The 23,172-nt window shown below is 59.6% G+C and carries 16 protein-coding genes; 10 read left to right on the top strand and 6 right to left on the bottom strand.

The window, feature by feature from the left end; translation table 11 throughout:
- Both BGC09_RS15935 and BGC09_RS15940 read left to right on the top strand, forming a co-directional pair.
- Complete coding sequence (locus BGC09_RS15935) at positions 1 to 846, top strand: ABC transporter ATP-binding protein (protein ID WP_084658995.1); 846 nt, start codon at positions 1 to 3, stop codon at positions 844 to 846.
- Between the two features lie 13 nt (positions 847 to 859).
- On the top strand, positions 860 to 2,632 hold the full coding sequence (locus BGC09_RS15940) for a permease-like membrane multi-spanning protein (protein ID WP_069805140.1): 1,773 nt from the start codon (positions 860 to 862) through the stop codon (positions 2,630 to 2,632).
- Positions 2,633 to 2,766: 134 nt separating this feature from the next.
- On the opposite strand, the gene BGC09_RS15945 is transcribed toward BGC09_RS15940, so the two are convergent.
- Genes BGC09_RS15945 through BGC09_RS15955 form a run of 3 tightly spaced genes read right to left on the bottom strand, consistent with a single transcriptional unit; the run spans position 2,767 to position 7,259 of the window.
- The gene (locus tag BGC09_RS15945; RefSeq protein WP_141727815.1) at positions 2,767 to 3,978 is read right to left on the bottom strand and encodes a YncE family protein; all 1,212 of its coding nucleotides are present in this window, start codon (positions 3,976 to 3,978) and stop codon (positions 2,767 to 2,769) included.
- A gap of 57 nt (positions 3,979 to 4,035) precedes the next feature.
- Positions 4,036 to 5,229 (bottom strand): WD40/YVTN/BNR-like repeat-containing protein, encoded by a 1,194-nt coding sequence (locus BGC09_RS15950; RefSeq protein ID WP_141727816.1) that lies wholly within the window; start codon positions 5,227 to 5,229, stop codon positions 4,036 to 4,038.
- A 17-nt stretch (positions 5,230 to 5,246) separates the two neighbouring features.
- Positions 5,247 to 7,259 carry a copper resistance CopC/CopD family protein gene (locus tag BGC09_RS15955; protein ID WP_176728950.1) on the bottom strand — a complete coding sequence of 671 codons (2,013 nt, stop codon included), beginning with the start codon at positions 7,257 to 7,259 and terminating at the stop codon, positions 5,247 to 5,249.
- Between the two features lie 279 nt (positions 7,260 to 7,538).
- Here BGC09_RS15955 and rnc point away from each other — a divergent pair, with 279 nt between their 5' ends.
- From rnc to BGC09_RS15975, 4 genes are all read left to right on the top strand, one after another.
- Positions 7,539 to 8,261, top strand: a complete 723-nt coding sequence (gene rnc / locus BGC09_RS15960) for a ribonuclease III (protein ID WP_069805147.1) — start codon at positions 7,539 to 7,541, stop codon at positions 8,259 to 8,261.
- Positions 8,262 to 8,586: 325 nt separating this feature from the next.
- Complete coding sequence (locus BGC09_RS15965) at positions 8,587 to 9,009, top strand: cobalamin B12-binding domain-containing protein (protein WP_069805149.1); 423 nt, start codon at positions 8,587 to 8,589, stop codon at positions 9,007 to 9,009.
- Between the two features lie 7 nt (positions 9,010 to 9,016).
- Positions 9,017 to 9,979: a methylmalonyl Co-A mutase-associated GTPase MeaB gene (gene meaB, locus BGC09_RS15970; RefSeq protein WP_218104069.1), complete on the top strand. Its 963-nt coding sequence runs from the start codon at positions 9,017 to 9,019 to the stop codon at positions 9,977 to 9,979.
- 106 nt (positions 9,980 to 10,085) lie between these two features.
- Positions 10,086 to 11,501: a DEAD/DEAH box helicase gene (locus tag BGC09_RS15975; protein ID WP_084658996.1), complete on the top strand. Its 1,416-nt coding sequence runs from the start codon at positions 10,086 to 10,088 to the stop codon at positions 11,499 to 11,501.
- Between the two features lie 121 nt (positions 11,502 to 11,622).
- Here BGC09_RS15975 and BGC09_RS15980 read toward each other — a convergent pair whose 3' ends face one another.
- Positions 11,623 to 13,842: a serine/threonine protein kinase gene (locus BGC09_RS15980; protein ID WP_069805151.1), complete on the bottom strand. Its 2,220-nt coding sequence runs from the start codon at positions 13,840 to 13,842 to the stop codon at positions 11,623 to 11,625.
- Between the two features lie 515 nt (positions 13,843 to 14,357).
- On the opposite strand from BGC09_RS15980, the gene BGC09_RS15990 reads away from it, so the two are divergent.
- The 4 genes from BGC09_RS15990 to BGC09_RS16010 all read left to right on the top strand — a co-directional run bounded on the left by BGC09_RS15990 (position 14,358) and on the right by BGC09_RS16010 (position 21,918).
- Positions 14,358 to 16,412, top strand: a complete 2,055-nt coding sequence (locus tag BGC09_RS15990) for a DUF790 family protein (RefSeq protein ID WP_069805155.1) — start codon at positions 14,358 to 14,360, stop codon at positions 16,410 to 16,412.
- Positions 16,413 to 16,496: 84 nt separating this feature from the next.
- Positions 16,497 to 18,461, top strand: a complete 1,965-nt coding sequence (locus BGC09_RS15995; protein WP_069805157.1) for a serine/threonine-protein kinase — start codon at positions 16,497 to 16,499, stop codon at positions 18,459 to 18,461.
- 182 nt (positions 18,462 to 18,643) lie between these two features.
- Positions 18,644 to 19,492: an FG-GAP repeat domain-containing protein gene (locus BGC09_RS16000; protein ID WP_069805159.1), complete on the top strand. Its 849-nt coding sequence runs from the start codon at positions 18,644 to 18,646 to the stop codon at positions 19,490 to 19,492.
- Positions 19,493 to 20,547: 1,055 nt separating this feature from the next.
- Entirely contained in the window at positions 20,548 to 21,918 is a 1,371-nt protein-coding gene (locus BGC09_RS16010; protein ID WP_069805163.1) for an AI-2E family transporter, read from the top strand.
- A gap of 19 nt (positions 21,919 to 21,937) precedes the next feature.
- Here the strand turns inward: BGC09_RS16010 and BGC09_RS16015 are convergent, their stop codons facing one another.
- Together BGC09_RS16015 and BGC09_RS16020 are read right to left on the bottom strand one after the other, a co-directional pair.
- Positions 21,938 to 22,600 carry a potassium channel family protein gene (locus tag BGC09_RS16015; RefSeq protein ID WP_069805164.1) on the bottom strand — a complete coding sequence of 221 codons (663 nt, stop codon included), beginning with the start codon at positions 22,598 to 22,600 and terminating at the stop codon, positions 21,938 to 21,940.
- A gap of 11 nt (positions 22,601 to 22,611) precedes the next feature.
- A complete protein-coding gene (locus BGC09_RS16020; protein WP_369695693.1) occupies positions 22,612 to 23,130 on the bottom strand; it encodes a potassium channel family protein in 519 nt (172 codons plus the stop codon).
- Positions 23,131 to 23,172 lie beyond the last annotated feature (42 nt).

Here is a 23,172-nt window from a genome sequence, read left to right on the forward strand (position 1 = left end):
ATGTACTCCGATTCTCGACAGTTTGCTGTGGCCAATCCTTTTGGACAAGGAGTAGGAGAAGTACCGCAGGAAGCAGCGATTGTCGCGCGTGATCTCGTGCGTGTTTTTGGCCAGAAGGTAGCGGTCAATCATCTCAACCTGGTAGTGAGGCGTGGCGAGTTCTTCGGCTTTCTCGGTCCCAACGGAGCCGGTAAATCGACCACTATCAAAATGATGGTGGGCTTGCTGCGTCCGACGGCGGGTCAGGTCTGGGTGGCTGGTGTTGATGTCTGGCAGAGGCCGCTGCAGGCCCGGCGCCTTATGGGTGTTCTGCCTGAGCAGCTCAACCTCTATGAGCGTTTGACCGGGCGTGAGTTTTTGACTTTCACCGGTCATATGTATGAGCTGCCGAAAGAGGAGGTCAAGCGGCGCTCCTCCGAGCTGCTGCACTTGTTGGCCTTAGAGGACGATGCTGATAAGCTCATCATTGACTACTCGGTTGGCATGCGCAAGAAAATTGCCCTGGCGGCGGCCCTCATCCATAATCCCCAAGTGCTTTTCCTGGACGAGCCATTTGAGGGGATCGATCCAGTTAGCTCACGAGTGATCCGCGATATCCTGCAAGATCTGACCAGACGAGGGACAACCATCTTCTTTTCCTCCCACATTATGGAGCTGGTCGAGCGCCTCTGCTCGCGTGTAGGAATCATCAATCAAGGGGTGCTCGTAGCGGAAGGTACCTTACAGGAGTTGCGTGCGCGAGCGAGTGGCGCCGCAGATATGCCACGTGACGCCACTCTTGAAGACATTTTCTTGAACGTGATCGGGGTGCGCAACGAAGAACATAACCTGAGCTGGCTCGAGTAAAGAGGAGTCTTGTATGTCATCTCGCCAAAACACGAGCAGCCTGAGTGAATTCAGACTTGATTCGCATAAGCTTCGTTGGCTGCTTTGGCTGCGTTGGCGCCTCTTTGTGCGCGGCCTGACGCGCAATCCGCAAAGCGCCATTTCATTTGTTGTGGCGGCCCTGTTCTTGGCTCTGTGTTGCGGCGGCTCAGCCTTTGGTCTGACCATGGCCTATCGTCTGATGGCTCCGCCGGGCAATGTAGAGCTGCTCTACGTGTCGCTGACTGTGATCACCTTCTTCTGGATTCTCCTGCCTGTCTTCCAGTACGGTCAGAACGAGGGCCTGGACATCTCAAAGTTGCTCCAATTCCCCCTGACACGTGGGGAAATGATGGTTGGCCTCCTCATTGCTCAGTTTATTGATTTGCTGAGCTTTGGGCTGCTCTTGTGGCTGGCTGCCATTATTCTGGGCTTCACGCTCTCCCCCGGGCTGTTGCTTGTGAATATTGTGGCCATGCTCATCTTTTTTGGATTTGCTGTAAGCTGCAGCCAGCTGGTGATGGCCCTTCTCTCAGGTCTCCTGCAGAACAGGCGCTTCCGTGACCTGAGTTATATGATTGTTATCCTTGGTTTTGCCCTCTTTTACATTGCTCAGCAGTTCTTACTGCGTGGCATCTTTGTCCAGAACTTCGCAAAGGGGTTAATGCAGCGTCAGTATTCCCACTATCTGGCCTGGTTCCCTCCCGGTTGGATCGCCCGCGCGATCGAGGCTGGCCTGGGTGGCAACTGGCTGGCCAGTCTCGGCTGGCTGCTGCTGGCGCTGTTCCTCACGCTGATCTTGCTCTATCTCTGGCTGTGGGTACTAGAGCGGGTTGTTACGCAGCCTGAAGTGGGAGGAAGGAACCAGGCCGGACGTAGGTCGCAGCGAGTGGCGCCTGTTGTTTCTGGCTCTGGCCTGATGCCGCCTGCTACCGCAGCGGCAGCGATCCCGACTCTTGCCCAGGGCCAGACCGGAGCCGCCTCCTCCTGGCTCGCACGTTTCCTCTCTCCTCAGACGCTGGCCATTGCCGCCAAGGATCTACGCTACTTCCGGCGCGATCCCCAGCTGCTGGGACAATTGATCATGCCCCTGGTCGTGGCCTGTGTGGCTCTAGTGGCCCCTTTCCTTGGCAGGGATGGCGTTCGCGTCACAGGAAATGACTGGTTCTTTCTCTTCTATCCCCCTTTCATTGTCTTCCTCTACCTCTCTATGCTCTCGATCAACGCTCTAGGGCTGGAGCGCAAGCCGCTGACGGTCCTGCTCCTCTATCCGATAAAGCCAGAGCGTCTCTTCTTTGGAAAAAACCTGGCTGTTCTTGTGCCTGGCATGATTCTCCTACTGGCAATGCTGCTGTTTGAATGCCTCTTTCTAGGCCTGTGGCATCTCTTGCTACCGTTCCTGGTGTCTGGATTGGCAAGCATGGGCATTGTGCTCGGTTGGGGAAACCTGACCTCTGTCTTCTTCCCTCAGCCTGTGATCCAGAGGCGCGGCATGCTGGTGTCAGGCTCCGCCAGCTACAGTGGAGCCGGCTGTACGCGAGGTCTGCTCCAGCTGCTGATCCTGGCTATTACCGTGATCTCGCTGGCGCCGGTCATCCTGGCCATGATCCTCCCGATCTGGTTCAACATGACCTGGATCTGGATTATCAGCATCCCTGCCTCGCTGGTCTATGGTCTCGCTTTTTATCTCCTCCTCACGCGCTTTGTGGCTGCTCCGGCTCTGCTGCGTCGGGGACCAGAGATACTGGAGGCTGTGGTCCGCGATTAGGTAGGAAGGAGAAGCTGTTGAGAGGGCGAGCCGGGTGAGGGGGGGCAGTTGCTGCCGGGTAGCTGCCGGGCCGTCTCCTGCCTTCTTCACGAGAGGGGAGACGACCCGGTCTTCCGGGTCCACCTCGGCCTTAGTTAGCCACTCCGAGACTCGTCCTTGGGCTGCTGTCGCTGTCCCTGTCCCGAGCGCTGACGCAGCCAGAAGAAGAGTATGGGCGCAATGATCACAAGCCCGGTCAGGGTGTAAAGGGCCACCGTAATGAAACGATTGCTTGACTCTGTTGTGGCTGGAGTTGTCCCCAGGGCGGGAGGGTAGAGGCCAGTAATGATGAAATGTGGTGAGCCACCGACGTGGAAGACCTTGACGATCTGGCGCGCTGGTACGTCGAGCATAGCTACATCGCCGTTGGCCAGGGCCACAAAGCCAAACTGGCCATCGCTGGTGATGGCCACCGCCTGGGGGGCTGCGCTGAGCGTGAAGCTGTGGTCTGGCTCCGCTGGCGGTGGACTGCCTGGGACAATTGGGGCCAGGACGGCGAGCTGTCGGCTCGTCTTGTCTGGCACGTAGATATCGCCCGTGATGGCGTCGTAATCCATAGTGCCGAAGTCACCACCCCGGAAGAGCGTCGGATAGATTTCGCGCGTCCCCAGGTTGACCGCAATGATCGTGTGCTGGCGTGTGCTGACATAGGCGATGGAGCCGAGCGGAATGGTAATGGAGAGCGGCCCCTGGGGAACAGCGACAGTGGCCAGGCGCTGACCAGAGGAGTTATAGACTGCCAGGGCCTGGCTCTCCGAAACCCAGAGCTGGTTGCCCGTGCCGCCCGAGATGCCACTCCCGACTACAGCTACTGCCAGACCAGCGACGTTGCTCGCCGCGTGTATCGTTCTCAGCAGCCCACAATTCGCAGGATTGAGCACACTAATGAGAGAGGCCTCGGGACCAGCAGCATAGAGCAGATTGGCCCCTGGATCAAAAGCCATGAAGGAAGGTGCGCCGGGCACATGGGCCGAGCAGACCACCTGTCCTGTGCGGGCTGCGATCATGGTGACTGTGCCAAGCGTGGGCTGAGTCACGTAGAGGAAGCGCCCATCCAGACTGAGATAGGCCATGTGGGGATCTCCCGCCAGGCGGATCGAGGGCTGGACCTGCTGCTTGACAATGTCGATCACGCCGATACCGTTCCCCCCACCAACGACGTAGGCCAGGTTGGGCGCTCCCCCGTCAGCTCTGGCCGTGGGCAGCTCTGCTAATCCTGGAAGAGCAGCGAGGCTCAGGACCGCCAGTAGCAACAATGAGAGAGACCTCAAAAAAGCTGATCCTCGTCCGACAAATGACATCCGCATAGTGCCTGTTCCTTGCTTGGCTTGGCTTGATAGAGCGGCAATGGCTCAGCAGGCTTATCAGGTGCTGGCTGGGGTCAGCGACTGCCAGTGCGCTCCGTTTCCCTGGCCGCTGAGCACGTAGACCGCCGTTGGGTAGGAGAGCGAGAGATAGAGCTGGAAAGGATCAGCTGGATCGACAGCCAGCTCGCTCAAATTGCCGCGGATCGTTGGCAGGCTGGTCCAGCTCTGGCCGTCATCGGTGCTGCGGTAAATGCTAGTGGCGGTTTCGCCGTAAAGTACGTGTGGGTTGCTGGGTGCAGCGACCAGGGAAGTCAGGAGAAAGAAGGAGCGTGCGCTCGCGTCGCGGGTAGTGGGTGTAAAGGTACGGCCTCCGTCGCGCGAGATATACATGCCAGCATCGCCACTGGCATAGATCGGCTGGTTGGGGCCGGCGGTCGTGGCATCAAAGATGCCGCCTTTGATGCCAGCAATCAAGCGCCAATGGACCCCACCGTCGCTACTCAGGGCCATCCCCGCGCTGCTATAGACCAGCAGGTGACCGGGCGCTCCCGGCAGTGGTAGCAGACCGCTGATCACGGAGAAAGGCAACGTCCCGGCCTCGCGGAAATGGCTGCCGCTATCGTGGCTGACAAGCAAGCCATGCTCCTGGCGCTCCGAGAGGTAAATATAGACCTCGTCGGGACTGTCGTTGCCGGCGGCGGCCAGGAAAATAGTGGTTCGCGTCAGACTGGCGCTACTCACCATCAGGTGCCAGGTCCTGCCCTGATCCTTGCTCATATAGAGGCCCGGCGTGCCACGAGCATTGCTCACGCTGGGATAGGTCAGCACGTAGAGGCGCTGGGGATCGCGGGAGCTGACCGTGAGCGAGTAGGTCATGAGGTCCTCCATGATTTGCCCCTGGCCACCAGCGACCTCCTGCCAATGCTGGCCGCCATCTTCCGAGCGGAAGAGGCCATAGTGCGTGGCCAGGAGCAGGACGTGAGCAGGAAGAGCAAGCAGGGAATGCACATGGTTGGCGGCGCTTCCAAAACCATTGCCCGCTGTGACGACTGTGGGGGTTGAGGACGCTGAACCTGAGCCGCTGCCCGGCGGGTTACAGGCCAGCAGGCCCGCTGGCAGCAGCCCGAGCAGCAAGATAGCCAGCGCCATTGGTCCGATGTTCCGCCGCAGGCGTCGCCGTGGGCCGTTCCCAGCACCTCCTCTCTCTCTCTGGGAGCGGCCTCGATACCATTCAACCAATACAACGGCCATGCTCTTTCGTTTCCTCGCTAGAAAGGAGTAAAAAACTTGATCTGTGCCTCGTGCAGCTTATTGTCCAGCGTCCTGACCTGGATGCGGGCTAACCAATCGCCGCTCATGGTCAAGTCACCGTGACCGCTAAAGCTACCGTCAGCGGCTGGCTGGAGGTTCAACACCTCGGTACCCATATCCATATCGAGCATATTCAGGTAAAGGGTCACGCCGATCTGGGTCGCGGGACGCTGCGTTTGGCGATCGCTAACCTTGACGGTAAAGGTATTGGTCCCGAAGCGGTTCGGCGAGATGGTCAGCGTCACCGTAAAGCGACCGTCGCTGGTAGTAGCGCTGGTCGTCAAAGGCTTCGGAGTAGCGGTAGAGCTGGCCGTGGGAGCTGTTTGATTGAGCGCCGTAGTAGTAGGGGTCAACGTCCCAGCGAAGATATTCATCAAGCCGACGCAGATCAGCACTCCCACGCCAAGCAGCGGCTCCCAACGTAGCACAGTCATCAGGCGAGCAGTCAGCCTGGTCAGGCGCTTCTCTCGCAGCTTCAGCTGGCGTGTCCAGCGTCTCTGCTGAATGGCGGTCTCAGAATCATCGGGAGCCTGTTCGATCTGCTGCGCTATCGGATGCGCCTGTTTCTGCTCCAGGCGTTCAAGGCCGTAGGCATATTTGCCATATTCTTTTTTCAAGCGGGGACGCAGGAGCAGCACATGGAAAGCACTGGTCGCCAGCAAAGCGGCCACCAGCACAATCTTGATCAGCAGCGCCCGCCCGTAGGCCGTCGTAATCAGCTCCGCAGGGCTGGTCAAATGGAACGAGGCGCTGAAGGGACCGGTGACAGTCAGTAAGACCACGCCGGCGATCGCCCACGGAGAATAGTAGGGCAGAACTGTGGTTAAGGATTGTGCGCGCAGTGGAGGGGCATGCTGCTCTAACAGAGGCAGATAGCATGTGACAATATAGAACATGCCCCCGATCCAGAAAGCCGAGCCGAGCAAGTGCAGCCAGTCAATCAGCACTGAAAAGAGGAAGATGTTGCTGCTTACCGCAGCGGCGTGGCTGGAGAGCGTCATGGCTCCAAAGAGAGCCAGGCCGAGCAGCAGATTCAGCCAGGCGCAGGCGCGCTCGAAGGGTGCGGGAAGCCGGCGGGCCAGGAGCTGGTAAAGCGCCACCGCCAGGGCGAGCAGGATGACCACCTCGCGCCCCAACCAGAAGGTGCCAAAGCGGCTGCTGGTGACCATACTCAGCAAGAGGGAGGGAGCCAGGGCGCCGCTCCATTGACCGTTACTCAGAAAGAGGGCCTGGCCGATGAGTACGCCCAGGTTGGCCACCAGAAGCAGCAGGAGAGTGGGTACAGCAAAGCGGCGGCTGAAGCGTGAAGGCATCGCCTCTACGAGAGAGGCCGCCACGGGGTCGTCGCTGTTCTCGCCAGAGGGAACCGCTTCCAGCACAAAAAAGCGCCACAGCTGGGCGCCGACCCAGAAGATCGCTCCCAACTCGCTCACGGTCACCGCAACCAAATTGAACAGCCCGACGGCATCGATTTGTCCCGTATAAAGACTGCTGGTATTGCCGCCCCCAAGCAGGTCCTGGCCGGGAGGGGGAGCGTTCCCGTTCAAATGGGGCACCGTCCCGTTGGGTTCGACAATGGTAAAGAGGAACGAGCCGCGAAGGACATGCCCATCGACGTTAGAGACGCTGCGCCAGACAACCACGTAGACGTCAGGGGGCAGGTTCGCTTTTAAGCCGAGATCAAGCTCATGGTGATCGCTGGACGAAACATGAGCATCTCCTGCATCGACGCGCTGATTATGACTATTGACCACGGCGGCGCTGCTCAGGGCCGGATTCAGATCCTCGCTAAACCAGAGGCGAACCTCTCTCGGAGCGGTCCGCAAGAGGGCATCCTGCGAGGGATCGGAGCGCAGGAGCACAGCGTGAGCTTCAGCTGTTCCGGGCAAGAACAGGAAGAGAGCCAGAGCCACCAGTGCCGCTACCGTTGTCGGGCGCCAGCGGGCCGGGAGGCGCAAATTCTTGCTCATCAGCATTGTCCTGTCCTCAGCTGTATAGGCATGATCATAGCCTTGCTTGGCCTCTCCTTACTACCTACTCTATGGATACGCGAACAGAGCGGGAAAGATCCTAGTCAAGAGGAAGAAAAGAGATCTTCACTACCCCTGGTCAGTTCCCATTGTCCGATGATTACCACGGGGTGTCAAGAGACAAGGGGCGTCGCTGCGGCCCGAAGGCGTGTCCAGAAGCGTCGATCTGCAAGAGGGAGGCTCGACGCCTGCGGCTCAGGTAAGCTATAATAATACTGTATGACGGAGAGCACCAGCGATCTTGCAGAACTCGAAGCTCGATTACAGATTACCTTTCACGATCGACGATTGCTGGAGCGCGCGCTGACGCATCATTCCTGCTGTCCTGAGACGGCCATTCGTGACTCGTACGACACGCTGGAATTTCTAGGTGATGCGATCATCAGCGCCCACGTCGTGGAGTATATTTATCGCAACTTCCCGGAGGCCTCCGAAGGAGAAATGACCTCGCTCAAGTCGGAGGTAGTCAGCCGGCGGGTGCTCTCGCGCATTGGACGTCAACTTGGCCTCTTTGATTTCGTGCGGGTCGATACTGCCAGCCTGCGCACCTTCAATGAACGCTCGCGAGATTCTCTGTGCACTGATGTCCTGGAGGCGCTGGTCGGGGCCATTCACATCGATCAGGGGCCGGAAATCGCCCGTGAGTTCGTAGCCCGTTGGATTCTGCCAGTTGTCAAAGAGGTGCACAGGCAGCTCTTCAATAGCAATCCCAAAGGACGCCTGCAAAATATCGTTCTCCAGCGCTCCGGCTGCCTTCCTCGCTATCGTGTCCTGGAGGAAGGTGGCAGCCGGAATGACCGCACCTTCACCGTCGGGGTCTTCGAGCATGATCTGCTGCTCGGTGTTGGCACAGCTTCCAGCATCAAGGAAGCGGGGCGTCTGGCAGCGCTCGACGCTCTCCGCTCGCTCCAGCAAGAGAGGCCTCCCGAGACCCCGGCCTGAAGGAGGCATTGGCTCCACACTTGTGGCCTTGCTCCCATTGACTGGCTGCCTCGCTCAGTCAGGCAGGCTGAGCAGACGCGGCAGCTTGCAGGGACTGGTGGCCCGGTGTAGAATGGTAGTGCTCAATTGGAGATAGGTGAGTAGCGTACCTGGGGCCTGGTCCTGGGCGGCTTCCGCTACGGCGCGGGGGCTTCCTCCTCGGCCTGCACGGCTACAAGCTGAGCGCGAGCAGTCTGGGCTGCTGTCTCTGCTCTGTGGCCAGGCTGCCGGGCCATAGGGGGGCCAGGCGCAGGTCTCAGTGAGGTTGGACAAAGGAGTCACCTTTATGGCTGCAACTCGTCCCATTCGCGTGTTGGTTGCCAAACCAGGACTGGATGGGCATGACCGTGGCGCGAAAGTGATCGCCCGTGCCCTGCGCGACGCAGGCATGGAGGTTATCTATACGGGCATTCGACAAACGCCAGAGATGATTGTTGAAGCTGCCATTCAGGAAGATGTCGATGCCATTCTTTTGAGCATCCTCTCCGGCGCCCACATGGCCCTCTTCCCCCGCATTATGGAGCTGCTGAAGCAGAACGGCGTCACCGATGTCCTCGTGGCCGCCGGGGGCATCTTGCCCGACGAGGACGTCCCCGCGATCAAAGCAATGGGAATCAAGGGGTGTTTTGGGCCTGGAACCCCCATTGAGCAAATCATTCAGTTCGTGCGTGAGAACATTCACCCTGAGCGTCTCCAGGTAGAGGTGTAGGTGCGGCTTGCAAAACCAGCATCACAATCTGATCGAACGTCTTCTGAGCGGCGACCGGCGCGCGCTGGCTCGTATGGTGACCCTTATCGAAAATGGGGTAGCTGGTACGCGCGATGCTCTGGCTGAGCTGCATCGACACGCCGGACGCGCTCACATCATAGGCATCACGGGGGCACCGGGGGTAGGCAAGAGTACCCTGGTGACGCAGCTCACGCGCGAATTCCGTCGTCGTGAGCAACGTGTAGCGGTGATCGCTGTTGATCCCACCAGTCCGTTCTCTGGCGGCGCCTTGCTTGGCGATCGTATTCGTATGATGGAGCTGGCGGGTGATCCGGGCGTCTTCATTCGCAGCATGGCCAGTCGTGGCAGCCTGGGCGGTCTCTCTGCCGCTACGCGCGATGTCGTGCGCGCGATGGACGCCGCTGGTTACGACCCGATTCTCATCGAGACCGTCGGCACTGGACAGGCCGAGGTTGAAATCATGCGCGCCGCCCATAGTGTCATGGTGGTTTGTGCTCCTGGCCTCGGCGATGAGGTCCAGGCTCTCAAGGCCGGTATTCTGGAGATTGCCGACCTATTTGTCGTCAGCAAGAAAGATAAGCCGGGTGCCAACCAGACTGCCGCCGAGCTGGCCATGCTCTTGAGTCTGGCTCCCGATCGGCGCACGGCGGCCTGGCGCATTCCGATTGTCCTGACCAGTGCTCTCAAAGGCGAGGGGATTGATCAGCTAGTAGATGCTCTGGAGCGTCATCGCCGCTTTCTGCAAGAGAGTGGCCTGCTCCAGCAGCGCGCCCAGCGTCAGATCCGTAGCGAAATCGAAGCGCTAATCCTACAAAAGGTGCTCCAGCAACTTGAAGAGGAGATCAGCCCTGGTGAGTGGCAGCGCCTGCTGAGCGAGGTCGGCGAGCGAGCGCGCGATCCCTATAGTGTTGCACGCGAGCTAGAGGAGCGTCTCGGCCTGGTGCGCTAAGTGTCGCACCAGTCATCAGGGAGTCAGGCAACCGCAGTGGTGAAGGAAAGAGGCAGGGGCCTCAGATGGGAGAAGCAGCGGGAGAAAAGAGAGGAGAAGAGCAGGCATGGTTGTAATCGATCTACGCGGACGTGATCTTGTCTTGCTGCCACCTGCCGACTGGGGCGCCTTATCGATGGACGAACTGCGGCGGCGCCTCTTTGGGCCGCACCTGCCGGAGCGGGTGGCGGCCCAGCTCGGGCGTGATCGTCGTCATGGCTTCTTGCGTACGCTTCCTATCCATCTCACAGCCGTCAAGCAGGCTTTGAGTCAGCAGAGAACCCCTTTTCAAGTCGTCTTCGATGAGCGTCCGGCTCTACCATTCGTCCCGCTCCCCGCAGTAGAAGCGCGACCTTACCAGCAAGAGGCCCTGGAGCGCTGGCTGGCGGCGCAGGGAGCGGGTGTCGTAGTTCTGCCGACCGGCGCAGGTAAAACGGTCGTAGCGGCTCTGGCCATCCATTCTCTGCAGCTTTGGACGCTCGTCGTGGTTCCCACGATTGACCTGCTGCAACAATGGCGGCTGGCTCTGGCCTCCATGCTACAACTGGCGCCGGAGAACATTGGGCTTTTTGGGGGTGGCGACAAGGACCTGCAACCGATCACCGTCATCACCTATGACTCGGCGGCCCTCTATCCCCTGGAGCTGCGACGCTTCGGACTGCTCGTCTTCGACGAGTGCCACCATCTGCCGGCGCCGACTTATCGTCAGATCGCGCTCAGCGCTTTTACGCCTCACCGGCTTGGCCTCAGCGCCACCCCCGAACGCAGCGACATGGCACACCTGGAGCTAGAGGAACTCATCGGCCCCGAGGTCTACCGACGTGGTCCGGCAGAGCTAACCGAGGACCGCTATCTGGCCCAGTATCGGGAAATCCGTATCGAGGTAACGCTTCCCCCCGAGGACCAGCAGCGCTATGACGAGCAGCGAGCTATCTATCGCTCCTTCCTGCGCCGCCGCAGGATTGCCATCCGCTCACCGGAGGATTTCCAGCAAAAGCTGATCTTTCTCAGCGCTCGCGACAAAGATGCCCGGGCTGCCATGCGCGCCTGGCGGGAAGCGCGTCACATTGCTCTCAACTCCGCCGCTAAATATGAGCAGATCGAGCAATTGCTCAAACGCCACGCCTGTGACCAGGTCATTCTCTTCTCCGAATACAACCAGGTTGTTGAAGAGATCAGCCGGCGCTTCTGCCTGCCGAGCGTCACCTACAAAACTGCCGCCGAGGAGCGCCAGCTCATTCTAGAGCGCTTCCGCCGAAGGGAATACACCAAGCTCGTCACTGGGCGCGTCCTCAATGAAGGGGTGGACCTTCCTGACTGCCGCGTGGCCATCATTGTCAGTGGGAACAGCACCAGGCGTGAATACATCCAGCGCCTGGGTCGTGTTCTGCGCCCCAAAGAAGGGCAGGCCATCCTCTATGAGCTGGTCACCAGTGGCACCACCGAAGAGGAAATCGCCCGCCGGCGGCGCCAGTCATCCTAGTGCCAGAGAGCAGCCGGTCTGTCTGACCTCTCTTTCGTCTCAGGCGCTAGCTGCGAGGCGCTACCTTCCGGCCTGTGAAAGAGCAGAAGGACTGACCTGCCTCCCACTGATGGGGACTGAGCTAGACCTTTTGCAGTGGGACTGCGGCCAGATACTGGCACTCGATGTAGGCTTGATACATCCCTGCCGAACCCTGATCCAGAGTAGGCTGATCGTTGGGCGGAATCACCCGTCCCGTATAGGAATCGGCTGCGGCCTTCTTCAACTGCAGTGCCAGGTCGAGTGCGCTTTGACTGCCCATCTGCTGCAAAGGTGTCTGAGCGAGCTTAGCACTGTAGGTACGCATATTGGCCACCCACTGGCGCAGATCGCTCAAGGCATTATTAATATGCTGGATATGCTGCAGCATCGTGCTATTCTGACCAGCGATCTCCTGCAGATGGCTGATCTCGCTGGCCATCATATCCAGGTAACCCTGAGTAGAAGGGGAAGAAATGAGACCGATCGGAATCTGGAGCAGCGTAGGCTGATCAGCGGGAAGATCGCCGCTACTGCGAGCGTAATCGCTGCCGTCGATCATAGTAATAATGCGATTGGCCTGACGCCAGGCCAGACCGTAGTCGTGGGGACCTTGCAAATCGTCGACGATGCTGCCGGCCTTCTCGTTGATGGACTTGATCGTCTCGAACATTTCCACTGCGATGCCCACCTTCTCGGGCAGGCCCGGGGCCATATAGAGCAAGTGCTGCAAATAGGGGAGGGCGGCCCTATTCAGATTGCCGGCATAAAGCCTGGACCCACTGGGGGCCTGGGGCTGTTGCTGAGCATCCTCCAGAGTAATGAAGAAGCTCACGGCCTGCGAAAGCAAGTTAGTATGCTGGGCATCGCCTGGGTAGACGAGGCTTGCCTTGCCGTTGCTAAGCGCCAGCTTGCCGAGGGGAATAATGCGGGTGCCGCTGGCCTGCATCCAGGCATAGTAAGCCTGGTTCGCCGCCGGTGCGGACAGGCCGGAAATCTCGATACGGAGCACATCGGCGTGGCCCAGCGCGTCGTCCTGGAAGAAGACATAGCCGGGCACACTCGGCGTCGCCGCTGGTTGGCTGCTTGGCTGGCTTTGACGAGGCCAGAGGCTGGCAACACTGGCGCCCAGAATAATGATACAGAGAACAACCCCACTGATAATAGCATAACTAAGAGGAAACTCCTTCCCGCGTCCGCGCGCTGGAACGGCAGGCAGTACCGCCGTAGTCGCGGGAGGCAAGGCCGGCACCGGAGGCGCGGGCGGGAGAGGCTGAGGAAAGCGAGCGGGAACAGGGGCCGGCAATGGCGTACTGGGGGCCGCGCCGCTCTCCGGGGTCACCACCGGGATGCGCCGTGTTGTCTGGGCGGTAGCGGCGGGCAGCGGACCAGAGAGAGCACTGGGGGCCTCCTCGGAGCCGTGGCCATCGCGGAGCAACTCCTCACCCAGCGAAAGCTGACCCGTGGGGAGGGCCGCACAGGCTTCGGCGACCGCCTCAGCCAGCGCTGAAGCACTGCGGAAGCGCGTCGCCGGGTCCTTAGCGATCGCCCGAAGAATCACCTCTGAAAGCCCTGGCGGGATGCTCGAATTAATCAAGATCGGCGGGGTCGGCAGCACATTAATATGCTGCATCATCAGCGCGACGGCGCTCTCGCTGCGGAAAGGCTGCACCCCAGTGCACAGCTCGTACAGGATGACACCGAGCGAGTAAATATCGCTTCGCTCAGTAGGGGGCTGGCCACGAGCCTGCTCGGGCGAGATATAGAGGGCACTCTGCAAGCTGCTCGTCCCTTTGAAAAGCGTAGCGAGGCCGAAATCAGTAATGCGCGGCTCGCCAATCTTACTGTGCAAAGCATGGCGCTGATCCAACAGAATATTGGAGGGCTTCAGACCGCCATGAATAATCCCCTGTTGGTGAGCGTAATCGAGGGCGGCTCCGAGCGCTTTGAAAAGATAGACCAGGGCAGAAATAGGAGGAAAGAGTCCCTTGCGCAGAGTATGCTGAATATAATTGGCCAGCGTCTCCCCCTCTACATACTCCAAGGCCATACAGGCCGTTGTGCTGTTGGTCTCCGGCACACGGAGCACCTCGAAGCCGAGCAGCGACACAATATTGGGGTGATGCAGGGCGCTCAGCATCTGGCCAGCTTGCTGGAAGCGCGCCAGGAAGTTGGGATCAGCCTGCAGATCGCTGTGGAACAGCTTGAGCGCGACCACCTGGTTGCGCTCAAGGTCATAGGCCATCCAGACCTCGCCCAAGCTGCCACTGCCCAGTTGCTGCTGTAATCCATATCTGCCAATGCGGCGCGGGATGGTGCTCATAGCAACCCCCCTCTGTTCAGGATGGTGGTTGTCCTACAGTGTGTATGCTCTCTCCCTTACATAGAACACGGTGGCAAGCGCCCATTTTGTGAGGACAGCGCTGCGCTGCTTCCTTGCCCAACCAGAGCGCCCGAGGGCGAGAGTTGCCGCCAGCCAGCCCAATGCCCATCCATTGCCTTCCCGTCTGTACTATACCAGATGCGGGACAACCATGCAATGAGATCATACCAATGTCTCTGGGTCAGCTTCTTTACAACCTTCACGACAAAATTCTTTTGAATAGGAATGATTTTATCGATCATAATGATATTTTATTGCTCTTTGCTCGGCAGAACCCCCGATGTCCCTCATACCCTCATGAAATGGGAGAAAGGTCCCGCAACTCGCGCGGCTGCAGACCCCCGCACTAGCCAGCGTGGAGCGAGGAGGTCACTGCTAGGCAGTGCCGCTTGTTTGCGATATAATGCCTCTGTCCGTTAGAGAACGACGGGGGCGAGAAGTCAGGGAGATCGTGTGTGCGTCTCAGTCTACAAGATGTCAAGAAGCAGGTCTATCGCCGCGGGGGAGAGCGTTATCTAGCGCTGCACTGGCTGCAGCCGGGAGAGCTGCGCGCTGAGATCGCTCGGCTCCTTGCTTACTATGAAGGGCTGCGTGGGCAGCCACGGCGTGCCTTTTCGCTGGATGAAGCCCGTGCCTGTATTGGGGACTACCGTCTTGCCGATGGTCTGATTGCCGTTCTTGGAACCTGGTACACCTGGCAACAGCCGGCCTGGGCCGACGAGCTGAATCGCCTTGCTGTCGGCGAGCAAGCGCTGGTGGCCCTCCAGCAAGCAAGAATCTCCTCCTCCGTTCAGCTCCGTCTCGCACTCTTCGACTATGTCAACAGCAGCTACGATGGTTTTCTGGCTGGCAGTGAGCGCACAGCGGCCCTCACGGCCTTTGCGGCGCGTTTCTCTCTCTCGCTCTCCGAGCTAGAGCGACTGCTTGCTCTTGACAACGAAGACGAAGCCTGCCTGGTGCGGGTGAGCGAAAGCGCGCCCCCGCCTGAGCTGATCATCGCCCATTACAACCAGGCTATCTTTGAGGCGGCTCTCAGCAGCGCAGCTCAGGTGACCTTTCTTCTCGATTCTCGGGTGTTGCCTGCTGCCGAGCCGGTTGGTCTGGGAGCGGTGATCAAGCGCTTCTGCTATCTGGCCCGCCGTCTTGGCGTCTATTATGATCTGGACTACGCCGAGGAGCTGGAAGGTGATCCTCTGCCACTCTCCGAGAATGGCCAGCCCCCGCGTCTGCGCCTGACCTGTTATGGACCCCAAGAAATGACGGGCCTCCCTCAGCAGTATGGGCAGCGGCTGGCGCGTCTCTGTCGCCTGCTCCTGGAGTACGCGCCCTCTGCTGGACCGGGAGGAGCGAGCAGCCGACGACGAGGGCGCGGCAGCGGCAGCGGCCAACGACTGCGCAGGGCCATTGTGGCCGCCGAGGCCCTGGTCTATCTGGGGGAACGAGCCTATCGCCTGCCCCTGGACTCTGCGCTGCTCTCCTTGCTAACCCTGCCGGGGGCGGAAGAGACGGGACGGCCAGCGAGGGTAGACGAAGCTCTCTTTGACAGCGAGCTGGAAAGCGCCTTTGCCGCTGCCTTCCAGGCGCTCGAGCGCAGCCCTGGTCAAGGACTAGAGGGCTGGTATCTGGAGCGTGAACCTGAGCCACTTCTGCTACGAGAGGGCATCTTTATCCCCGATTTCGCCCTTTCACGAGGGCAACAGCGCCTTTATGTCGAGATCCTGGGTTTCTGGACACCTGCCTATCGAGAACGTAAAATACAGAAATTGCAGCAGTTACGAGAGCGTAGCGATATTATTCTTCTCGTACCTCGCGAGGCGCGGACAGCCTTCGCTGCCCTGGAAGGGGCCTTTCCCATCGTGGGCTACGACGGCCAGGTGGCCCTCAGCGATCTCCTGCATCTGCTCCGCAGCCGTTACGATGACTTCGCCAGGCGCCTGGCTCTCCTCGACCGCGAGGCCATACGGCAGCAGATTCGTCGGGAGCACTTCGTAGCTGAGCGTGACTGCTATCCGTTGCTGCACTGCTACCGGAGAACCGAGCTGGAGCAGGCAGCAGCGGTCATGAGTGATCAGAGCATTCGCTTTCTTCCCGGCGTCGGCCTCTATACGCAAGAGTGGTTTGAACGCTTTGCCGCCTCATTCGTAAAGTGGATAGAAGAACGTGGCACAACGGCCTGGAGCGCTGTAGTGGCTGAGCTACGCCGGCAATGGCCATGCCTGGCAAGCTGTGATGATGCGGCTCTGGAGGCTCTGCTTGAGCAGCTCGAAGGAGTGAGCATTGTGCACAGCTCCATCTTTGAGGCGCAGATCACCTATCGAGATATGGGGAGCGCAATCACGACCGAAGCCAGCAGCACGAGCAGCGAGTCGCCATCGCTCGCTGTTATAACGAGGGAGCGGCCAGTGCGAGAAGGCAAGCCGCGTTCTGGCCCTGGAAGCCGGGGCGAGAAAGAGCGTCGCTCGCGCACCTGCGCCTCCCAAGATGTCGCGCAGCCTGATCTCTGGGCCTGAGCAGGGCACAGCAGCGCCACCATCTCTGTTCTCTGCTTGCTTGGTAGTAAAAACAACACGGGAATTGCTTCTTAAGGATAGAGAATGGACGTCAATGAGCTTCTAGGCGTGACGCTTGGCACATGTACACTAGAGCGGATCATTGGACGTGGCGGCATGGGAGCGGTTTTTCTGGCGCAGCAATCGCGACCTGTACGCACAGTCGCCGTCAAGGTGCTGATTCCTTCCCTCAGCTACGACCCCGAGGAGCAGCGCAATTTCTTAGAGCGCTTTCGTCGCGAAGCTGACACTGTTGCTCGCCTGGAGCATAAAAATATTCTTCCTATCTATGAATACGATGAAGCCCTCGTCGGTAATGAAAGACTGGCTTACCTGGTTATGCCCTACATGCGCGGGGGAACATTGCGCGACCGCATCGATGAGATGAAGCGCGAAGGCCGCCACTTTGACCTGCGCATCATCGTCAGCTACATGAGCCAGCTCGCTGATGCCCTCAACTATGCCCACAACTTTGGCATCGTCCACCGCGATGTCAAACCCGCAAATTTGCTCTTCCACCTGGATGGGCGCTTACTCTTGAGCGACTTTGGCATCGTGCGCCTGGAGACCTTGCCGGCCTTGACCGCTATTGGTGACTTCCTGGGCACCGTTGAGTACGCCTCGCCCGAGCAGGTCAGCACCAGCGAGGTTGATCAGCGCTCCGACATCTATTCAATGGGGGTTGTGCTCTACGAACTCCTGACCGGCGACGTGCCCTTTACCGGTACCACGCCTTTCATCGTCATGAACAAGCATTTGAGCGAACCTGTCCCCTTGCCGAGCAAGAGGCGTCCCGACCTGCCGCCAGCGGTCGAAGAAGTCGTTCTCAAGGCCCTGGCCAAGCGTCCCGAAGATCGCTATCAGAGCGCGCTAGAGCTAGCTGCCGCCCTGCGCAGCGCCGTGCTGGGGGCCTCGCCTGCCCCTGCTTCGGGCGTATTGCGCATCAGCGGCAATGCCGACAATAGCGATCTGACCGTTGCCGAACCGGTGAGGGAGGCGGTGAGCGAGGTTGTTGGAGCAGGACCAAAAGGCCGGGCGGGAGGCCCCTCCCCAGAAGGGCGCACTCCCTGGCAGCAAGGGCCACGTCCCTGGGAATGGCCTTCGCAGCAGCAAGTTCAGGAGCAGCTCACGCCGCCTGTTTCGCCGGATGAAGAGACCGAGCCTGCCCCGATCTTCCACGAGGGGCGGCGTCTCTTCTACTATAGCCTGATCCTCATCGCCCTGGTGGCCCAGTTCCCGATTCTCGCTCTACTCTACGGGCTCAGCAGCGGCAAGGGCCTGCTGCTGGCTGACCTCGGGGTCTTGCTGGCCACGGGTGTCAATCTGCTAACCCTCGCCGCTCTCGGATTCTGCGGCGTGACCCGCTCCTCTCTGCGCAATGTCAGAGGAGCCATCTACCGCACCAGTGCAGCCTCCCTGATTGCCCTGGCCGGCGCCACCCTTTTGGTTGGGCTGACTGATGCCGCCGCTCCCTGGCTGCCGCTGCTGGCCTATATCCTGCTGTTAGGCAGCAACATCTACGCCGTGCGTCAGCTGGGGCAAGTCGATGTGGCCCACGATCAGGTCGAAGTCGCGCCCGTCCATTGGCGGGCCGCTGCCGAGGCAGCTCTCACCGGCCTTCTGCCCCTCACCATCATCTTGATCCTGACTTTCGCTACCTCAGCCCAGCACCTCTTTGCTTCTCATCTGCTCAATATGCTCGGTTTATTGCTCATAGCTCTTGTGGCTGCTCCGACGCCAGGCGCGGTCGTAGCCATAGAGACGCGCAAGCTCTCCACGGCCTCCTTCATACGCACCAGTGCCTGTGCTGGTCTCTTCATGTTTCTGGCGGCCTTTCTGCTTGCCTCTGCCTGGGGGCTACTCATCGCCAGACAGAGCTGGTTCTTTGTCCAGTTTAATCCTCCCTGGATCGCCCTGCTCCTCTGGGCAGGTCTACTGGCCCTGATCGGCTCCCTGCGCGGCTTACTCGATGCCTATCTCTACCTGCGTATGACCCCGCGCAGCCCTTAAGGCCGACCAGGCTGGTGGCAATGGCCCATCTCCATTGAATTGAGTGCTGGAATCTACCCCTCAACATCGAAAAGCGTAGCTTGACGAAGAGGGCGCTGTAAGGTATACTGTCCCTCAAAACTAGAACAAAATTTCTAATTCATCCCCGAAGCCTAAGCGGAAGAAAGGAAGCAGGTGACAGTTTGAACCCGAGCCATCTTCGGCGAGAAGCGGAGGTTCTCCCTCTGCGTCAGCCCCCGCGCAGCGATGACGAACTGGCGAGTGCGAATCACGAGGAAGATGACGCCTTTTGGAAGGAGGCGCGTCCCACCAGCGTTGTGCGTCGCTATCAGGCCCTGGTCGATGTAAAGACTGAGGTTGGCCGGGCCCGCGCCGATGCCCTACCGGAGAGCAGCCTCGTCAGCGCACGGCGTGGCACTGCTCAACGCCAAAGCGAGATGAGGACACCCGGACCTGCGCGTCGCCGGGCCAGCGAGCGTCAGCCTGCACCAGGCCCGACAGCCGCTCCATCGGAACGGGCCCGCGAGCGGCGCACTGAGGAGCCATTGCGGCCAGCACTGCCATCCCAGAAGACCGCCAGGCGCTATCACTGGCTCATGTGGCTGGGCCTCTTCTGGCTCACGATGGTCGTTGGCTGGGTCGTTCTGAGCGCCCTGGCCGGCTGGTGGCAGACTACGCTCGACGACTGGCGCTATGGGCGTCCACGCACCTTTCAGGTCGATGCTGTGGTGGGACATGGCGATTCCTCTGCGAACCCAAGCCATTTTATCGCCTTGAATCTCAATCGCCACGTGGAGATTATCGAATTTCCTGGCGGCGATGCTACCAAGGCTCGCATCTACGTGGGGCCAGTGCTGGTCGGGCCTGGGCAGGATCTGGCACCGGTGACGCTCAGCTTCCAGGACGTCAACGGCGATGGCAGGCCCGATATGGTTGTGACCATCGAGGACAGCCACTTTTTCTTTATCAACGAAAATGGTTCCTTCCGCCCCGCTCGCCCTGGTGAGCCGCTCAGGTTCACCTCCCCCTGATACGAGAGCGCTTCCTCGTCCCCAGCCCCAGGGCAGCAGGGTCCACAACCACCCTCTCATCGGGAGAGAGCTGGCCAGGGCCAGCACCTCTCCCCGGCCAGGAAGGCCACAACCGACTGGCTGGCGCTGCTTTGCACCCTGGCTGGCCTGCCCCCTTTGCGGAAGAGAGCAAAACAGAGCAGAGCAGACGCGGTCAGACTCAGCTGTCGCGCTCCGATTGCGCAGCTGCCCCCACGGTTTGCAGCGCCGGCGACTGCTGACGCAGCTGACCTGAAAGCTGAAACTCGGGCACAACACTGACTTCCGCGGCAGCTGGGAGGGAATAGGCGCGCCCTTCAGTCCCTTCTTTAGTGGACGGTTCTGGGCGTAATGCGAGAACAGCGAAAACGATTATCCATGCAATGAGTAGTATCAGAAGTGTCCAATATATAATAGTTTGGCTTAGCAGAATAGCGAGACCGCTCATGGGCACATCCCTTAGAAGTTTAGATACGCCGACATTCTCGTAGACGATAACCAGACGACAGTTTAACGATGGCTAGACCAAGGTACCGCCGTAGTTGTTGGCTGCAGGCTGCGAGGATCTTACAAGGACAGAGACAGGCTGGCCTCGCTCTGTCGAGCGTGATGCCTTCTTCTCCCTTCTGGCTGATAACCTCTAGAGAAGCAACCGACCGTACAGACTCCCCAAGGTTTACAAACGTATCCTGCTCTAAAAAGTTACGTTGGAGGAAAGGATTTTTCTCCCCTCGATCTCTGGCGAGGTTAGCGGGCGGCATCCGCCCCATGCTCCTGGCAAAAGGGAACTTGACCTGCGTAGACAGCCGTGGCCTGGCTGGCCTCAGCATCTACTCACCTGGCAAGCAAGCTGGCTCTCTCTAGTAAGATAGCCCTGGAGAAAAGCGCAGCTTTGCCGGGCAGGCGCTCAATCCAACCCGATCGAGTCTCCCTCCCCTGCTTGTCTTCCCATCGGGAGAGGAGCATAATAGAAGCGGACGATTCCGGTGGAAGATCGCTTGAGCCAGCGCTAGCTGAGCCTGGTAAGGAGAGAGTGCATGGAGCGTGTCAACTGGCAACGTGTTCGTGATGTCCTCATTAGCATTGTTTGCATCTGTATTCTGGGCTGGTTAGGGTGGAGCATTTCCGGTCTCTTTTTGCATGCGCTGGTGCTGCTCCTGCTGGCTATGGCCATAGCTTTTCTGGTCTCGCCCCTTGTCGACAGGCTCCAGCGTTTTGGCCTGCCGCGCTCGCTAGCCACACTGCTCGTCTACGCGGTGGTCCTGGTGGTAGTTGGGAGCCTCTTCTACGCCTTACTCTTTGCCCTCATTCGTCAGGCCCAGACCTTCTCGGTGACCATCCAGAATTATGCCTATCAGCTTCCTGAGCTTTCGGCAAAGCTGCAAAAATTCCTTGTTGACCAGGGCATTCCGCAAGAGAAGATCGACAGCGTCTTGACGCAGATCGAGGTGCAGGCGACCGACTTCGCGCGTTCGCTCGTCAACAACATTGTCGGCTTTCTCTTCACCCTCACCGATCTCATCGTCAATGTCGTTCTGGTGACTGTCCTCAGCTTCTACCTGACCCTGGATGGCAAGCGAATCCGCGACAGCCTTTTCAAGGTAATGCCGAGGCGCTCGCTCCCTCACTTTCTCCTCTTCGAAGATGCTCTCAACCGCGTCGTCGGCAACTATATTCGCGGTCAGTTAACACTGGCAGTCATCATTGGAGTCCTGGCGGGTCTGGGTTGCGCCACCCCCTGGCTGGGACTCAGAGACTACGCCTTGATTGTGGGGGCCCTGGCCTTTCTCTTTGAGACCATTCCTATGGTAGGCCCGGCCCTGGCCTCATTGCCGGCGGTGGCCATCTCCCTGCTCTTGCCCGAGCCGTTTCCGCGCACCTTTGTGGTCATCGGCTACTTCGTGATCATTCAAATTGTCGAAAGCAATGTGCTGGGTCCGCGCATCGTGGGGCATGCTGTGGGGCTGCATCCAGTGGCCTCGATCCTGGCCTTGATCATCGGAGCCCAGCTCTTCGGAGCCTTTGGCGCCCTGATCGCCACCCCGATTGTTGCCGCCGCCTGGGTGGTGGTAACCAGCATCTACCGCTCCCTGGTGAAAGGGGAGAGCGCCGAGCAGATCTTGACCTCGCGTCGTCAGCCGTGGGTCTTACGCCGGCGTCGCACTCAGCAGCAGCCGGGCCTGACCGGTGAAGCCAGGGCCGCTCAAGGTCTGCCGGTGACAAGCGAGGAGATACTTGAGCGAGGGATGAACCGTGTCAGCGCCGCTCCGGCTATCAAGAAGGGGATCGATCTGGAGGAGAAGATCGAGCAGCTCGACCTTCTGCGCCCCTTTCCCGAGCCGCAAGAACAGCGCCACACGGTTGTTCAGGGTGAGCAACAGGAGCAGGATGAACCCGTCGAACGCTAAGGAGGGCAAGCGGCCAGCTTTAGCCTAGTGCCCCAAAAGCTTTGCGAATGGCGTCCTCGCCTTCTGGACTCACCAGTGCGAAGATCTCGTCATCTTCCTCGATCACGGTGTCGGCGTTGGGGATAATGGGCTGGTTATTCCGCACGATCAGGGCCAGGTTGCTATTGCGCGGCAGGTTGATCTCGCGTAGGGTCTTGCCGATCGTGGGCGACTCCGCGGGAATGCGCAGTTCGACGAAGTCAAGGCCCGCCCTGCGTAGCTTCATGAGCGGCACAAAGCGTGTTGTTGGTATCTCCGCCTCGATGAGCGAGAGAATCGCCTTGGTTGGGCTGACAGTGATATCGATGCCAAGCTTCTGAAAGATCTTTTCGTGTTTCGGGTTGTTGAGCCGGGCGATGGTGCGATTAACGTTGAAGCGTCGCTTGGCCATCTGGCAGATGACCAGGTTGTCGTCGTCTTCACCGGTGACGGCGATGACCACATCGGCGCGCTTGACACCGGCATCTTCCATAACGCGCGCTTCGCAGGCGTCGCCACGCACGACGGCTTCCCCCAGCTCTTCGCTCAGCGCCTGATAGCGCGCGGCATCCTTCTCAAGGAGCAAGACCTCGTGTCCCTGGTTCAGGAGCGTTTTGGTGAGGTAGTAGCCGATGTCGCCACCGCCTCCAATGATGATATACATAGAGCTATCCTCTATTGTTTCTCGTCTTGTTGCGCTGCTTTTGCTGCTGCAGGCTCACCGAGGAGTGCCTCAGCCAGCATCTGCGCCCCTATCGTCGTAGGACAGAAGGTCTCCAGTCCCAGCTCGTGATAGGTGCGCTCCCGAATCGGGTCGTAAATACGGCAGACGACCTTTTTGACGTGGAAGATTTCCTTGGCGATCTGGCTCGCCATGATGTTGCGATTATCGCCATTCGTGACCGCCGCGAAGGCGTCGGCTTCCTTGATACCGGCGCGGATCAGGATGTCCTCATCGACCCCATTGCCCAGGATGGTCTCGCCCTTGAAGTCGGGGTCAAGACGCTGGAAGGCTTCGCTGCTATAGTCGATGACCGAGACCTGGTGACCCGCGCGATCCATCATATTGGCCAGCGTTGCGCCAACGCGGCCACAACCGAGGATCACTATTTTCACCTGTTGCCTCCTGATCTGCGGTGAGGGCTGGCGTCCCTCCCGCCAGTAGTACCAGCCTTGACTTGCTGACTGACCGATGCCTTACCTCTCCGCTTGTGGACAGGTGTGCATAGTGGGGAA

It is taken from the genome of Thermogemmatispora onikobensis, from assembly GCF_001748285.1.
Lineage (GTDB): Bacteria > Chloroflexota > Ktedonobacteria > Ktedonobacterales > Ktedonobacteraceae > Thermogemmatispora > Thermogemmatispora onikobensis.